This window comes from Methanococcus voltae, assembly GCF_024807655.1.
Taxonomy (GTDB): domain Archaea; phylum AGJL01; class Methanococci; order Methanococcales; family Methanococcaceae; genus Methanococcus; species Methanococcus voltae_D.
In genome coordinates, this window is sequence record NZ_JANUCR010000001.1 from 37150 (window position 1) to 54392 (window position 17243).

Annotated in this window: 14 protein-coding genes; 5 read left to right on the forward strand and 9 right to left on the reverse strand. The window is 28.3% G+C overall.

From position 1 onward, the window contains the following. Positions 1-86: 86 nt before the first annotated feature. The 6 genes from comC to J3E06_RS00195 form a co-directional block, all read right to left on the reverse strand. The gene (gene comC / locus J3E06_RS00170) at positions 87-1124 is read right to left on the reverse strand and encodes an L-sulfolactate dehydrogenase (protein ID WP_013180292.1); all 1038 of its coding nucleotides are present in this window, start codon (positions 1122-1124) and stop codon (positions 87-89) included. 242 nt (positions 1125-1366) lie between these two features. Then, on the reverse strand, positions 1367-3178 hold the full coding sequence (gene carB / locus J3E06_RS00175) for a carbamoyl-phosphate synthase large subunit (RefSeq protein ID WP_048187489.1): 1812 nt from the start codon (positions 3176-3178) through the stop codon (positions 1367-1369). Between the two features lie 118 nt (positions 3179-3296). Then, positions 3297-4736, reverse strand: coding sequence for a carbamoyl-phosphate synthase large subunit (gene carB / locus J3E06_RS00180; RefSeq protein ID WP_083807434.1), 1440 nt, complete (start codon positions 4734-4736; stop codon positions 3297-3299). A gap of 247 nt (positions 4737-4983) precedes the next feature. Further along, positions 4984-6345 (reverse strand): flippase, encoded by a 1362-nt coding sequence (locus J3E06_RS00185; RefSeq protein ID WP_013180293.1) that lies wholly within the window; start codon positions 6343-6345, stop codon positions 4984-4986. Next, the gene (locus J3E06_RS00190) at positions 6326-7975 is read right to left on the reverse strand and encodes a tetratricopeptide repeat protein (protein ID WP_013180294.1); all 1650 of its coding nucleotides are present in this window, start codon (positions 7973-7975) and stop codon (positions 6326-6328) included. The genes J3E06_RS00185 and J3E06_RS00190 overlap by 20 nt, the downstream gene beginning before the upstream one ends. Before the next feature lie 245 nt (positions 7976-8220). Beyond that, positions 8221-8559 (reverse strand): hypothetical protein, encoded by a 339-nt coding sequence (locus tag J3E06_RS00195; RefSeq protein ID WP_013180295.1) that lies wholly within the window; start codon positions 8557-8559, stop codon positions 8221-8223. 460 nt (positions 8560-9019) lie between these two features. On the opposite strand from J3E06_RS00195, the gene J3E06_RS00200 reads away from it, so the two are divergent. Continuing rightward, positions 9020-9883: an MBL fold metallo-hydrolase gene (locus tag J3E06_RS00200; RefSeq protein ID WP_013180296.1), complete on the forward strand. Its 864-nt coding sequence runs from the start codon at positions 9020-9022 to the stop codon at positions 9881-9883. 195 nt (positions 9884-10078) lie between these two features. On the opposite strand, the gene J3E06_RS00205 is transcribed toward J3E06_RS00200, so the two are convergent. The 3 genes from J3E06_RS00205 to rpsB all read right to left on the reverse strand — a co-directional run bounded on the left by J3E06_RS00205 (position 10079) and on the right by rpsB (position 12444). Next, a complete protein-coding gene (locus tag J3E06_RS00205; protein ID WP_013180297.1) occupies positions 10079-10735 on the reverse strand; it encodes a 30S ribosomal protein S3ae in 657 nt (218 codons plus the stop codon). Positions 10736-10936: 201 nt separating this feature from the next. Then, the gene (locus tag J3E06_RS00210) at positions 10937-11614 is read right to left on the reverse strand and encodes an HVO_0476 family zinc finger protein (protein ID WP_013180298.1); all 678 of its coding nucleotides are present in this window, start codon (positions 11612-11614) and stop codon (positions 10937-10939) included. Between the two features lie 173 nt (positions 11615-11787). Next, entirely contained in the window at positions 11788-12444 is a 657-nt protein-coding gene (gene rpsB, locus J3E06_RS00215) for a 30S ribosomal protein S2 (protein ID WP_013180299.1), read from the reverse strand. A 659-nt stretch (positions 12445-13103) separates the two neighbouring features. Here rpsB and J3E06_RS00220 point away from each other — a divergent pair. The 4 genes from J3E06_RS00220 to J3E06_RS00235 all read left to right on the forward strand — a co-directional run bounded on the left by J3E06_RS00220 (position 13104) and on the right by J3E06_RS00235 (position 17055). Next, a complete protein-coding gene (locus tag J3E06_RS00220) occupies positions 13104-13709 on the forward strand; it encodes a DUF7121 family protein (RefSeq protein WP_013180300.1) in 606 nt (201 codons plus the stop codon). A gap of 543 nt (positions 13710-14252) precedes the next feature. Then, the gene (gene prf1, locus J3E06_RS00225; RefSeq protein WP_013180301.1) at positions 14253-15509 is read left to right on the forward strand and encodes a peptide chain release factor aRF-1; all 1257 of its coding nucleotides are present in this window, start codon (positions 14253-14255) and stop codon (positions 15507-15509) included. 230 nt (positions 15510-15739) lie between these two features. After that, entirely contained in the window at positions 15740-16693 is a 954-nt protein-coding gene (gene corA / locus J3E06_RS00230) for a magnesium/cobalt transporter CorA (protein ID WP_013180302.1), read from the forward strand. 71 nt (positions 16694-16764) lie between these two features. Next, on the forward strand, positions 16765-17055 hold the full coding sequence (locus J3E06_RS00235) for a signal recognition particle subunit SRP19/SEC65 family protein (protein ID WP_013180303.1): 291 nt from the start codon (positions 16765-16767) through the stop codon (positions 17053-17055). Positions 17056-17243 lie beyond the last annotated feature (188 nt).

Below are 17243 nucleotides of genomic sequence, written 5' to 3' on the forward strand. Positions count from 1 at the left end.
AAAATTAAAAATAAAATTAAAAATAAAAGTTATAAAAAAAGTAAAAGTAATTAAAGCATATAATTTAAATAATTTAATCAATAGTCCTATTTTACGTATTTTAAAATATCAATGTCATTTTTTTCACAAATTTTAGATAGTTTATCATATAATTTTTTATCTAACTCATAACCATCTTTTTTACTTTCCCAAATTCTTTTTTCAGGTTCTCCAGCAACTAAAATTTCGTCAAAGCCTGTTAAAAGGTTGGAACTTTTTAATTCAGTTATTAATTCATCAGTTCTATTCTTAAAGATTTCAGAACCTCCGAAAAACTCAGGATTAATTGCTAAAAACAAATCGCCTTTTGTACATCTTGCTTTTGGGTCAGCTGTTCCCTTAACATTAGTTCCGACTTCAGCACCGCCCAAAGCGGACAATAATTCGATTGCTGTCGCAATACCGTATCCTTTAATTCCCCCAAATGGCAAAATGCAACCATTTAATGCTTCTTTTGGGTCATTTGTTGGATTTCCGTTTTTGTCGAGTGCAGAATTTTCAGGTAATTGCTTACTTAATCTGTCTGCTTCAAAGATTTTTCCCCTTGCAATTGATGCTGTTGCCATATCTAAAGAAAATTTTGTTTCATTACCCTCTATTGCAATAGCTACGGGATTTGTACCTAATATTTTATCTGTTCCGCCGTATGGAGCCATTGCAGGTTCAGTATTTGTAATGGCAATACCGATAAGTCCTTCTTTCATTGCCCTTTCGGAATAATGACCTGTGATACCAAAATGGTTAGCGTTATATGTGGAAACCATACCAATACCTACATTTTTAGCTTTTTCAATTGCTAAATCCATTGCATAAGCTCCAATCACATAACCTAAACCTAAATTTCCGTTGATTAATGCAGTTGCAGGACTTTGTTTTTCAATTTTTATATCTGCATTTGGTACAATTACCCCAGCTTCTAATCCGATTACGGTTTGGTGGAATCTACCGATTCCGTGAGAGGTAAAACCTTTTAAATCAGCTTCTGTAAAAATTTCAGCTGTTAATTGGGCATCTTTTTCATTTACCCCATATTTTAATAAAATTTGTTTTAATAGTCGAATTTGGTTTTCAGGAGTTATAAACATATTATTCACCGATTTTTAATGTATAATTAATAGATATATGATAAAATATGATAGAATTAGATATATGTGATTTTTTGTATATAATTATAATGATTTAAACAGAATAATCATAAAAAAATTAATAAAATAAGAAAATAAGAAAATAATAATTATAATAATTATAATAATATGGTATACAAATAACAAACCAATATAAAAAATATAAAAAATATAAAAACTAAAAATTAAAAATTAAAAATTAATTAATATTCTAATTCATTTAATGAATAAACGTCTAATTCTGCGTTATTATTTATTGATTCGATTGCTCTTAAAGATGCTAATGCACCTTGCAATGTTGTAAAGTATGGGATATTAAGTTCTACTGCAACCCTTCTTATTAAATATCCGTCTGTTTTTGCTTTATCTCCAGATGAAGTGTTTATCATTAAATCAACTCCACTTTTCTGAGCAAGCTCTATAATACTGCCTTTTTTACCTTCAGATATCTTTTTAATTTCCATTACATCCATACCGAATTGTCTTAATTCACGAGCTGTTCCTGCTGTAGCAACGATATCAAAGCCCAAATCAGCGAATTTTTTTGCAATGTCAACTATATTGTCTTTATCCCTATTTCTAACACTTATAAATACAGTTCCTGAAGTAGGTAATTCCATATTTGCAGATAACTGGGATTTGTAGAATGCTAAACCGAAATCTTTATCAATACCAATTGCTTCACCGGTTGATTTCATTTCCGGGCTTAAAACTGGGTCTACCCCAGGTAATTTTAAGAATGGGAATACGGCTTCTTTTACACTAACATATTTAGCTTTTGCTACGCCTTCACAATCCATATCTTTTAATTTTTTGCCCATTATAACATTTGTAGCTATTTTAGCCAAAGGAACGCCTACAGATTTACTTACATAAGGTATAGTTCTTGAAGCTCTTGGGTTTGCTTCAATAATGTAAACTTTTCCATCTTTTATGGCATATTGGATATTTAAAAGTCCCACCACACCCAACTCCAAAGCTAAATTAGTAGTATGCTCTTGTATCGTGTTTAAAGTTTCTTCAGAAAGCGTTTGTGGTGGAATTACGCAAGCACTGTCTCCACTGTGGATACCTGCTTCCTCGATGTGCTCCATAATTGCCCCTAAAAATACGGTTTCTCCGTCGCATATTGCATCCACATCAATTTCAGTAGCTTCTTCTAAGAATTTATCTACTAAAATAGGGTGGTCTGATGATACTTTAACAGCTTCACGCATATAATCTTTTAATTCCTCAGTATTATATACAATTTGCATAGCCCTACCGCCTAAAACGTATGATGGTCTTACAAGTACCGGATAACCTATTTTTTCAGCAATAACTATCGCTTGGTCTTCACTAAATGCGGTTGCACCTTCAGCTTGTGGTATTTGTAATTTATCGAGCACTTTTAAGAATTGTTCCCTGTCTTCGGCTAAATCAATTGAGTGAGGGCTTGTACCTAAGATATTTACGCCAGAATTTTGTAATTTCATAGCAAGGTTAATGGCTGTTTGACCGCCGAATTGTACGATTACACCTAAAAGATTATCTTTTTTGCTCTCGTTTTCGATTATATCCATTATTTGTTCGTAAACTAAAGGTTCAAAGTAAAGTTTATCTGATGTATCATAATCCGTACTTACGGTTTCAGGGTTGTTATTTACGATTATTGCCTCGATACCCATTTCTTTTAAAGCAAAAATAGCGTGTACAGTGGAATAATCAAATTCTACACCTTGACCTATCCTAATAGGTCCTGAACCTAATATAATTACTTTTTTTCGGTCTGAAGCGTTGCTTTCGTTTTGCGCCTCATCGATGTATCTTTCATAACAGGAGTAGTAATACGGAGTCGCTGCTTCAAATTCTGCGGAACAAGTGTCCACCATTTTATAAACAGGTGTCAAATTTAACTGTTTTCTAAATTCCCGAATTTCTTCTTCGGATTTATTCAAAAGATTTGCTAATTGTACATCGGAAAAACCATACATTTTGGCCTTTAAAAATACTTCTTTTAATTTTTTATTATCTATAATCATAAAATCCCCTAATAAACCTATAATCTTATTCTTATAATCCAATTTAGAACTTTAATTAATAATTAATTACTTTAGTAAATTAATTTAAACTTAATTTAAACTTAATTTATTATTAAATAAGTTTTCCTAAAACTTCGAGTTCTTTTTTTGTTTCAATTATCTTATTCATTTCTATGATGAAAAATTCATCAATTCCTGTTAATTCACAGACTTCCCTAATTGACCAGCCTTTATCTAAAGCTTCAGCAATTATAAATATCCTTTCGTCTGTTGCATTCTTTAAAATTTCGTTTATTTCGTCGTTAGAGTGTTCATTATCCTTTCCATCTCCAATAATACCATATCTACCGATATCTAAACTTCTAATTGCTTTTTGAAGTGCTTCCTGGAAAGTTCTTCCTATAGCCATAATTTCACCAGTTGATTTCATAGCTGTCCCTAATCTTTTATCAACGGTTCTAAACTTGTCAAATGGCCATCTTGGGATTTTTACAACTACATAATCTAATGTAGGCTCAAAACTTGCAGGTGTTTCCTTTGTAACGTCGTTTAAAATTTCGTCAAGTGTCATACCTAAAGCTATTTTTGCAGCTATTTTTGCTATTGGGTAGCCAGTTGCTTTACTTGCAAGTGCAGAGCTTCTTGAAACCCTCGGATTTACTTCAATTACTACATAATCAGTTCCTTCAGGATTTACTGCGAATTGAACATTACAGCCACCTTCAATTTGTAAGTGTCTTATAATTTGTAAAGCAGAATCCCTTAGTAATTGGTGTAATTCATCGCATAAAGTCTGTGATGGTGCTACAACGATACTTTCACCGGTATGTATACCCATAGGGTCTATATTCTCCATATTACATACTACAATACAGGTATCGTTCTTATCTCTCATAACTTCGTATTCAAATTCTCTCCAACCCAATAAACTTTGGTCGATTAAAACTTGATGTATCATTGAATAAGCGAGTCCTTTTTCCGTTATCTCGATTAATTCTTCCTCGTTATTAGCTACACCGCCACCAGTTCCACCTAATGTAAATGCAGGTCTTACAATTGCAGGATAGCCCAATTCTTTAGTAGCTTTAATTGCATCTTCCACTGAATTAACAGCTGCAGATTTAGCAATAGGCTGATTTATCTCTTCCATTGCCTTGTTGAATAAATCACGGTCTTCCGAGGTTTCGATTACCTCTTCAGTTGAGCCTAAAAGTTCAATGTTATATTTTTCCAATATTCCTCTTTTGGATAATTCAATGGCGAGATTTAGCCCAGTTTGTCCCCCCATTGTAGGTAAAATAGCGTCCGGTGTTTCTTTTTGTATGATTTTTTCAAGTATTTTTGGATTTAAGGGCTCCAAGTATACTTTATCTGCAATGTTGGTGTCTGTTTGAATTGTTGCAGGATTTGAGTTAACCAAGATGGTGTAAATACCTTCTTCTTTTAATGATTTACAGGCTTGAGAACCTGAAAAATCAAATTCTGCGGCTTGCCCGATTACAATGGGTCCTGAACCCAATATCATTACCTTTTTAATATCTTGTCTTTTCAAAGTTCCACCTTATGATATTGTAAAATTTTTAAAATTTTTAAAATTAATGTAATAAGCCATAATTTAAGATTTTTCAATTTTAAAATTGATATTCAAATTATCAGAATATTATATATTAACATATTTATAGTATCGCATAATTGATATAATTAAATATATTAATTAATATCCCATATATAAAATAATATTATTATAGCTTATTTTAATCTATTAATCCATTATTCTATTATTCTATTATTCTATTATTCTACTTTAATTTTCTCAGCGTTAATATGCTCATTAAAACTGAAATCATTGTCGAAGAAAGCAAAGTGGCGAATGCACCACCCAATATTCCATATATCGGTATTAATAACAGGTTAAATACTGCGTTTAAGACTATTCCTAACGATATTACATATAAGGGTATTTTTGCATAACCCATTCCTTGAAGAGAAGATGCACAGAGTGTATAAATACTCATTACCGATGCAGATAATGACAAGACTATTAAACTATTTGATACATTCACATTTGAAATTCCAAAAGATAATTTTAAAATATCATTTGCAAAAATTATAAAAATTGCCAATAATGGTAGTAATATTGTAAAATTTAATAGTAGGGACTTCTTTAAGTATTTTAAAGACTTTACAGATTTTATGTTGGATTTTGCCATTCTCGGGATTAGTACGGTTGAGATGGAAGCAGCAAATAAAAACAATAACTTAGAAATTAAAGACGCATAGCCGTATAATCCATTATCATAAGCTCCCAATATGCTCATTATAAATATACTGTCCAAATCATTTAATAAACGGTAAGATGTAGCAGTTAATGCAATAGGAATAGCATAAATTAACACTTTGTTTGCCATTATCTTGTTATCGTTAGAATTACTATATTTAGTACTTTCAAATCTTTCAGTTTGTCTTTTATACCTATTGAGATACTTGAAAATTATATAAAGCCCTAAAAGACCACCTAACAAATATCCTACTGAAACAGATAGTAAAACGCCAGTTATTCCGAAAAATAACGCCAATGGGATTAAAAATACAACTTTTGAAGTATGTTCTAATATCCAAGTCAAAGATAATTGCTTTATTTTTAGATTACCTTGCAATACACCTCTTGACCAAGAAATAAACGCTGAAAGAGGTATTGAAAGTGCTATGGCATAATAATAAATATCTGGAAGGGTTTTATAATCCCCACCTAAGATATATTTCAAGGAAATTGCCAGCAAGGCTCCAAAAAATGAAAAAAATACCATATATTTCAATATTTTAAATTCCCATACATTAGTATTTTCAACATAGTAATCTGTTTCGAATTTTTCCATTTGTTTTTTTGAATTATCTTCCGATATAAATTTAGCCATTGCTGGAGGAATTCCCGAGCAAAAAAAGATTACAATAGTGTCCGTAATCGGTAAAAGTCCCCTTACTACACCAAAACCTTCAGTACCTACCATAAAAGGTATTATTAAAAAAAATAAATATAATATTAATTTAGAGTAGAGATTTGACAATATCATATAAAAACTATCTTTAAAAAGACCATCTTCTGAATTTTTAAGTCCTTTTAATTTGTTTAATTTTTTTAATTTAGAATATTGGTTCTTCATAATCTTCATAGACATCATCGATATAGTATTCAAATTTATCCTTGTCGTCCTCATAATCATTTTTATTATGAATATGGGCACTCTTTTTATTATCCTGAATTTCTTCTTCGTTATTCAAGTTAATAATCATTAATTCTTCCGCACTTGTAGAATCATCTTCATCAATTTCGTATTCATATTCTTGTTCCATATTAAATTCCATAGCGTAATCATTATTGTCTTCGAAGTGATAATCGTCATCATCAGGTAAATTTCCATTATTTGACTTGTTTCCGAACAGTTTGGTTAAATCTACACCCATATTTGTACTAAGAGGTATTAAATCCCTCCTAATTTTCTTTTTACCATCTTCTTTTGTACCGACATTGTTTTCAGACTCTAAATTTAACTTATTAATTTTATCCAATTCAGCATCAAAATCTTCGATATCATTATCAATATTATTATTATTATTATTATTATTATTATTATCAATATCCTTATCTAAAGATATCTTATTTTTATTATTAATATTATCTATATTCTCAATATTTGAGATGTCAAATTTGTCAATATCTTTAGTATTATCAATTTTGTTTTTCTCATTAAGTATATCAGTTTTATCATATTTAATATCGTTATTTTCATTATGTTCATTATTATATTCAACCGAATTATTTGATATATCATTATCAAATTCGTTAAATTTAGTATCTAAAGCATCAAATATTAAATCATTGATTAAATCATTTAATTGACCATATTCGATATTATTTTCTAATTCAGAGGATTTTAAATCATTTTTATTATTTTTGATGTTGCAATTATTATTGTTAACATTATTAGGATTATTAGGATTATTGTTAAGATTTTTATTTTCGATATCTACAATAACAGGGTTGTTTTCAACCGAATTATTGATTTTAGCAGGCGTATTTTCGATATTGTTAATTTTTTCATTAACATTATCATTTTTTATTGCTGGAGGTTTTAATTTCGATTCAGCTTCTGATTTTGCAGATATAGTATTATTTAAATTTTTATTTAAAGTTGCATTTTTTGAATTTATAAGGTTAGATAACTTAACAATATTATTCCTTATAGATTTTGAATTTGGATTTAAAGATAGTGCATGTTTTAAACATACTCTTGCCTTTTCATACTGCTTTCTCTTGTAAAATTCAAGTGCTTTTGCGTTCCATTCATATGGCAATCTTGATTTTAAAATTTTTTGGATGAATTGCAAATTTTTTAAGGCAATTTTTGAATTTGGATTGCAAACATATGCTTTCTCAAAATAATAATGAGATTTTAAATAATTTTTATTTTTATAGTACTCTAATCCTAATTTACTCCATTTTTCATATTTTTCAAGATTAGAACGCTCAATTTTTTTCGTTAATTTCTTTTTATAAACCATTGCTGGCTGGTATTGTGCATTGAAGTATAAACACTTGTTTGCATATGTAAGTGCTGTTTCGTAATCATCGAGTGCAGTATATACTAAACACATACCAAAAAGTGCTAAAAAATCACTTGAATTTATACGTAATATCCGTTTAAAGTAGCCAATTGCATCAGAATACTTCTTATCGTTGAAATATGCAATTCCTTGAACGTATAGCTTATAAGTTTGTTGATTCGAGGGCATTTAACTCACTCCCACTATGCTCTCCGTTATATCTATTATTTTATGATGGACATTTATGGATATAATAAATATGGGTATGATACTATATAAAATATTTTATATAATCGTTATAAATTCACTAAATTAAAATTAAAAAATAGTAAATAATAAATAAAAAATAATAAATAAAAAATAATAAATAAAAAATAATAAATAAAAAAAGTTATGGTTAATAAAAGAATAAATAAATAATTAGGTATGTTATATTATAAATTAAGCACTTTTGAAAACTCTAACGCTTTTTTAAAACATTTTTTAGCTTCTTCAGGATTGTCTTGTTCTAATAACTGTGCTTTTTGAATCCACAAATTAGGATTTTTAGGTGCAAGTTTTAAAGCATTTGTGATGCATTGCATTGCAAGATTATCACGCCCTAATTCGTGATATATTGAAGACATAAGGTTCCATATCTCATATTCATTTTCAGCCATCTTTCTTGAGGAAATTACTCTTTTGAAGCATATTAGTGCTTTTTCATAATCTGGCTTATTTGAATTACAGTTTAAAACTCCTTCTTCAAACCAATTTACCGCTGTATCTTCCATATTTAACACCTGGGACAATATATGTCAATATGCACAATATAAATTTAATAAGTATGTTTTTTTGGGCTTTGACATAACTTATAAGTTTATACATTGTTGCAAAGCTTAGCGATTGCCAATACATATTGTTAAGTTTAATTATGCCTTAAGTGAGTATATAAAATTTTTGTGTATGTTGTTTGTGAGGTAAAATCTACAAAAAAATTATGTAATGTTTATATCATATGGGGGAAATATGTAATAGTGAAATAATCTGAATAAATTACAGTATAAAGGTAATTTAGATAAAATAATTAGTTTAATAAAGGCAAATAATAAATGTAAATTAAATAACTAATTAATGTAAAAATAAAAAATAATAACATATATAAAAAATAATTATAAAATAATTATAAAATAATTATAAAATAATTATAAAATAATTGTAAACTAAAAATATTACAAAAAACAAGGAGATACGATGATATTAACGATATTGGTAGATAACAACGCAGAACTTTTAAGCAGAGATTTATATGGGGAACACGGATTATCACAGTTTATTGAAGTAGATGGAAAACAAATATTACACGACACTGGTTTTTCAGATTTATTTATTGAAAATGCTGAAGAATTAGGTATTAATGTGGCAAATATTGATTATTTAGTATTTTCACACGGTCATGATGACCATACTGGCGGTTTAAAATATTTAATAGAATATATGAAAGAATTTAGAACCAAAAAACAAAAACCAATTTTAATTGCTCACGAAGCTGTTTTCGATAGGAAATTTAAAAGGGACGAAGAAATCGGTTGTATGGTAGATATTAAAGAAATTAAAAAAGCTTTTAACGTACAATTGTCTAAAAAAATGCAAAAGATAACTGATAATTTATATTTCTTGGGTGAAATTGAAAGAAATAACGATTTTGAACTTATAAATAACCCATATAAAAAACTCGTTAAAGATGAAAATGGCAACGATGTGTACGTTGATGACTATATTGTTGAAGATAGTTCTCTTGTATACGTTAAAACCGACGAAAAAAACCCCGATAAAAAAGAACTCGTAATAATCAGCGGTTGCGCACACTCTGGTATATGTAATACAATTGAAATGGCTAAAAAATTAATTGGAGACTACCCTGTAATTAGTGCAATTGGCGGTATTCACCTTATAAAACCTTCAGAGGACAGAATTGTTAAAACCTGCGAGTATCTTAAAGGTTTAAATATGGAATCATTATATGCTTGCCACTGTACTGATTTAAATTCAAAAATCAGACTTGCACAAGAAAATCCTGTAAAAGAGCTTGGTGTTGGTACAATCTTAGAATTTTAAATTATTGAATTTAAATTATTGAATTTAAATTATTGAATTTAAATTATTGAATATTGATTTTACCAAATTATATTTATTTTTTTTATTTTTTTAAAAAAGTTTCTTATTTTTTTATTTTTATTCTTAAGTTTAAGTGCATTTATTTTTAATTAAAAATTATAAAATAGTAAAAGATTAAGAATTAAATCATTAATCTTATTGTGCTTCAGCTTTTTCTTCTTCAGCTTTTTCTTCAGCAACTGGTGTTTCAACACCGATTTCCATTACATCGGATTTGTAAACTTCTACTCTTCTTAATGGGAATAATTTTTTACATTCGCCGTAGATTTTTGAACCCATAGCGCCCATTAACATAGCGTGAACAAATTCAGGGAATGTTAATTCTTTTGACATATCTCTGATGATTTGTTCTGTTTTTAATCTGATTTCTGTTTTATGGTGGTCTCTTGCTCTAACAGCTGTTAAAACTAAAGCTTTAACTCTTAATTTGAAGCCGTCTTTTGTTCTTACATCAATGATTGTTGTAATTTTGCTTCTTCTTCTTCTAACTTGTGATTTCAAGTATTCTCTTGTTGTATCGTGTCCTACAAATTGAGTAACAGCGTTTTTACCACTTACTGAGTTTACTTTAAACTGCATTCTGATTGAGTGCTTTGAGTGGTCGTTTGTTAAATCCTTTAAGCTGATTTCTGAAACTCTACCGATTAAACCTGCTGGGTCGTTTGCAGGTGTTTGTCCGATTTCTGCTCCACCAAAGGATTTAGGAGCAACAATATTATACCATACTTTGGTTTTCCAAGTATCTCTGGTCATTCTTTTTCCTTTGGTTGACCTTGCTTTCATTCTTGCCATGGTTACACCTCAATATGAATTCCTATTTTTGAATCCAATGAATATTACATGTTTCCTATATTTTTATTATAAGTTAAAATGAATTAATAAATTACTAAATTAATAATTTATGAATTAATGAACTAATACATCATAAATAAATTATAAATTTAAATTAGTTATTATTCTGATTAATACTTATTTAATCGAATATACAATTAATTAAATTACATAATCAGTTAAATCAATGAAATCCCTCATAGGACTTACAGGTTCCGAGTAAATTCTCACGATTTTCCTTGCAACTTCTCTGGTGAAATATCCTTTTTCTGCTTTTATTCTTTTTATCCTAAAAAACAGTTCACCCGCCCTATAAATTTGGTCTTCTTCGAAAGCTTGATTATGTGAAACTAAGACGCTAAATGAACGAGTTATTCCACCAGCACTAACAGAAATGTTGACTTTTTTGGGTACGTCCAAAGATTTAGCCCATATCATTTTAATGTCTTTTGCCATTGCAGATTCTACTCTTCTTGAACCCTCGAGTTCTACACTTGTTATTTCAACATTTTCGCCTTTTACTTCGATTGTATCCTCAACGCTCAACTTTTCGTCATCTGGAATGTCGACAGTGAATTGTTCAGATTGATTGTATCTACTTACAACAACTTTGAGGTGTTGTAATTTACATCTTTTCTCGATGTTGTGTACATTTCCACAATCTTGGCACTTTACGGTGTATCTCAAAAGTTTCTTTGTTTCAACTTTTTTGATTAGTTCGTGAGGAGTAATATCATTGCATATAGGACATTCAAAATATAACTGTTCTTCAAATGTTTCGCATTCTTCATCATTTCCATCTTGAAAATTTTCATTGTTTAAGTTCTGGTTCTCGCTCATTTTACCACTGTTTCTAATTATATCGTTAAATTCAAATTATTTCAAATTAAATCCTTTGATTAAATTCTGTAATTAACCATTTGATTAAATTTGAACAAGTATTTTATATAAGTATTATATTTTTAAGTATATATATTCTGATTACCAATTATATGTGATAAACAGCAAGTCAATTATCTTCTTCTTCTGTTTTGTCTTCTATTTGGTCTCTTTTTCATTTTAACTTTTGTATTCATTGATTTTTCTAAGAAATCATCGTATTTAAATGGTATTTCATCACCAATTAATCCTCTGTTTTTCATATATTCTCTTGCGATTAAGTAGTACATTAAAGATACTGATTTTCTACCTTTGTTGTTGGTAGGAATAATAAAGTCAATGTGTGAGGTTAAATGTTCTGTGTCGCACATACCTACAATAGGGATTCCGATTTCAATAGCTTCTTTTAATGCTTGTTTGTCTACTCTTGGGTCGCTTAAGAATAAAACTTCTGGTTCCATGAACTTTCTTGATGCAGGGTTTGTTAATGTACCCGGAACAAATCTGCCTGCGAGTGTTTTGATTCCTGTTGTTTTACCGAATTTTTCTAAAGGTCCTACTGTGTAAACTCTTCTTGAAACTGCCAAAATTTGTTCTGGTTCATAGTTTGATAAGAATTTTGCAGCTAATCTTAATCTTTCATCAGTTTTCCTAACGTCTAATACATATAAACCGTCAGCCCTAACTCTGTAGATAAATCTTCTCATATCTTCGGTTTTTTGCTGTGTACCGATGTGGATACCTGATGCTAAGTAGGTGTCCAACGATGTTAATAGGTTATCGTCTGCCATGTTTTTTTCCTCCAAAATAGTGGTTTCTTGACTTTTTAAAACTAAAGCCTTTAACATGTTTTCCAAACACTAAAAACTTAGAATTTTACAATTTAATTTGTAATTAATTAATTTGTAATTAATTAATTTAATGATTAATTAAAAAATTCCCGTTTATGTAGTAATTTGGACTTTTTTGTTTTATGAATGATTAATTTACATTAAAATATACCATTATAAAATATATATTTACAATTATAAATTTATTGACAATCATTCTTTTAATTTTTTAATATAGTTATTTAACGTTTTTCTTATTATTTGGTTTAAAATCTTTTAAAATCGTTTAAAATCAAATTTTAAAGAAAGTATCTAATTCGGTTTTATAACCTAATAGATGTTTTATCACTTAATATATATAGTTTTGCCATTTCTAATTCGAACATTTTATAAAGGACTATATATCAAATATTATAATAGTAATAGTAAATATAGTAAATTAGATATAAAATTAGATATAAAAATTAGATATGAGATATATAAAATAAGGTAAATTTCATAACGAATTTCATAAAAATAAGGTATGTGGGAATTAAATAATAAATAATAAATACTCATATTTACAAATTTATATGTATGAGGGTTACATGCCCTACCCAAACGAGGGATTGGTGTAAAAAATGGAATATGAACCTATAAAAACTCAACTTGACACGATAAATACTAAAATAAAAGAATTGTACGAAGAAGCTAAAGACTTAAAGAAAATAAGAGACGATGCAAACGAAAAAGTTAAGGAATTTAAAGAAACTCGGGAAGCCATTAACACAGATGTAAAAAATAGAATTGAAGAGATTAGGGAATTAAAACAGAAAAGGGCAGGACTTCTTGAAGAATTTAAGATGATGAAATTAACAAAAACTCAAATTGCTGAAAAAATTGAGCAATTGGAAATGCAACTCGAAACGAGTGCTACGGATATGGATAAAGAGCAAGCTTTAGCAGCTCAAATTCAGTCATATCAAGAATTATATAAAAGAGCTTCAGAATTAGAAAAATTAAACGAAGTAATTAAAGAAATGTCTGATAGTATATCAATATTGGTAAATGAATCATCAGAAGAACATAAAAAAGTTTTAGAAAATGCGAGAACCAGTGCGGAAAAACACCAAGAATTATTATTGGCGTACAATGAGATAAATGAATTAAAAACTAAAGCTTCAGAGCTTCACGAACAACTTAAAAATCTAAAATTACAAGAGATTTCACAAGATACAACAGAATAATTAATAATTAATAATTAATTAGAGAATAATTTTGTGATAACCTATTATTGTATTGTTTTATATGATTTATTTTATTATTCTTTTTTACATATTTTTAGAAGTAGTTAAATAATTTAAAGAACTTTTATCACTATTTTAATGTATTTTTTGAGATATTTTATTTTAAATATTAACGCCGTAAGTTTATATATTATTAAATCATAATATATGACAAAAATAGTATGGAATTAAAAACAAATGGATAAATTTTGAACTATTGTATAAATATGTATACTTATTTTAAAGTTCAGTACATCAAGGATTTATTTTATAAACACTATTAAACACTATTGTATTATAAACGTGAAATTATGAATTTAAAATTAAACTTAGAATTATCTTTTAAAAATTTGGTATTTAAAATATGAAACACTTGCTTTATTTGGTTTTTAATTTTAATATGAAAAATATAGCAAATTAATAAATTAATAAATTAATAAAAAAATAAGATAATTAATAAAATTAACAAAAATAAGATAAATTAACAATTAAGGTGTGTGTATTATGAGTCAAACGTCAACCGAAGCATACTTATTCAAAAAATCACTCAAAGAATTAAAGGGAAAAAAAGGAAAAGGTACTGAATTAATTAGTGTTTACGTACCTGCAGGTAGAAGAGTATCTGATATATCCCAATATTTAAGACAAGAATTATCACAATCTTCTAACATTAAAAGTAAAACCACGATGAAAAACGTTCAATCAGCTATCGAGGTAATTTTGCAAAGATTAAAACTATTAAAAGAGCCTTTAGAAAACGGTGCAATAATCTTTGCTGGAATGATACCACGAGGTGGTCCGGGTACTGAAAAAATGGAAGTTTATGTATTAGAACCGCCTGAACAAGTTAAAACTTTTATATATAGGTGTGATTCTCAATTTTTCACCGACCCACTTGAAGACTTCATACAAGATAAAGAAGTTTATGGAGTAATCCTCGTAGATAGAAACGAAGCTACAATCGGTACAGTTAAAGGTAAAAGCATTACTATCTTAAAAAAGTTAACAAGTGGTGTACCAGGTAAATTTAAAGCAGGGGGTCAATCTGCAAGGAGATTGGAGAGATTAATTGACGATGCTGCCCATCAATTTATGGTAAGGATTGGAGAATATTCAAATGAAGCATTTATGCCAATATTAGAAGAAAAAAAATTGAAAGGGCTATTACTTGGCGGTCCTGGGAATACTAAAAACGAATTCGTTGAAAAAGGGTTTTTACACCACGAATTAGGTAAAAAGGTAATTGATACTTTCGATTTATGTTATACTGAAGAATTTGGAATTAGGGAATTATTGGATAAAGCTTCCGAATTACTTAGAGATATGGACTTAATGAAAGAAAAAGTAATCATACAGAAGTTCTTTAAAGAATTAATTAAAGATGATGGCGGTCTTGCAGCTTACGGTGAAAAACAAGTGATGAAATACCTTGAAATGGGTGCAATTGAAACACTTATCGTAACTGAAGACTTAAACACAACTCGTATAACAATAAAATGTAATAATTGTGGTGCCATTACACACGTGAATGTTAAAAACAACGAATTATACAAATTTGAAGATGAATTAAAGTCAAAATCTTGTCCAAATTGTGAAGGTTCGTTATCAATTGTTGAAGAGATGGACATAATTGAATATTTAGCGGAACTCTGTATAATAAACGGTTCAAATATTGTCGTTGTTTCGACTGATACTGAAGAAGGAAACCAGATATCAAAAGCATTCCGTGGAATTGCTGCAATATTAAGATATAAAGTTTAATTAGTTAATTTATATAATTACTAATTATTTAATTATTTTATAAATATTATTTTTACATTTTCATTTACGTTTAGCATTTTTTTAATATGAAATAATAAATTATAAAAATAGAAAAAAATAAAATAATGAGTATTATTAAAATTAATAACAATATCGATATAAAACATTAAAAATAATTTAAAAATATCGATAAAATACATAATAGAATTAAAAAAACCTATTGTGATAAGATGCTTGAAATTCTTGGTTATGTTGAGAAAGATATTCGGAAAATGGACTTTAATGAAGTTTTAGATGAAGAACCCAAACTTATTTGGATGGATTGCTACGACCCATCTGATGAAGAATTATATGCGATATCTGAAAAATTAGGTATTGATACTGATGAGTTAGCTTTAGGTCTCGACGAGCAGGAAGTTCCAAGGGTTGAAGAGGAAGAAGATTACTATTTAATAGTTTTTAAAGCTCCATTGTTTGAAGAAGACATCACTACAACTTCTTTCGGTGTCTTTGTAAAAAATAACATAGTATTAACGATACATAAAGATAAAATTAAAGCAATAGGTAAATTACATAGGGCAATATGTTACAAAAAACCTCGCAATGTATTGGACAAAGGAAATGGGTTTTTTATATACACCCTCTTAAATCAAATCATAAGTAGTTATTCCAAAGTATTGGTCAAAGTAGAGGACGATTTAGACGTTTTAGAGGATAGAATCCTTCAAGACCACAACAAAAACCTTACAGACGATATATTACAACTTAGGAAAATGCTTGTATATTTCCACAAGGCGCTTATATCAAACAAAGATGTTATTTCGCTTTTAAAACGTAAATACTTACCAATAACCACACAAGAAGACAGATGGGAATTTGAAGACCTCTATTACGATATTATTCAGTTAATAGACATGGAAACTACATATAGGGAATTGTTATCCTCTATGATGGATATGACATTGTCAATTGAAAACATTAAAATGAACCAGATTATGAAAATTTTGACAATGGTTACAGCACTTTTTGCGGTTCCCGTGTGGATTACAGGTATTTACGGGATGAATTTTAAATATCTACCATTTTCCGAAGACCCCAATGGTTTTTGGATTATATTGTTAATCTCAATGATATTAATTGTAGTAGTTATGTATATTTTCCTCAAAGAAAAATGGATACGTTAAATAAATTAAAAAGATTTAAAATAATAAAATAAAATATAATAAAAAATAAAATATAATAAAATGGTGAAATAATGACAAATAAAGAATTTGTAATATGGCCTGCTTATTTCGACGTTCAAAATAGCCGTTCAAAAGGTAGAAAATTAAATAAAGAATTTTGTACTCGAAACGTTAAATTAAAAGAAATAGTTTCTGCAGTTAAAAAATTAGGCTATTCATACGAACAGGTAAATTCAAAGGCATACCCAAAAGAACCCTGGGAAAATAACGGATATGTTAAGGTTAAGATTGAAAACTCCGAAAACTCAACTATTGGAAAATATGAGTTATTACTTCAAATAGGCAAACAACTCTGTGCATAAAATAATATTATCAAAATAATTTTTTTAAATACAAATTAAAATTTTTAGAATTTATTAAATTTAAATAATCTATTTTAAAATCGTTTCTTTAATTGGTTTAATTATAAAAATAAATAAATAAAAAAGAAAATACCTAATTTATAATTGATTTTAAAATCATATAAATTAAGTAAAATTTGAAATAATTA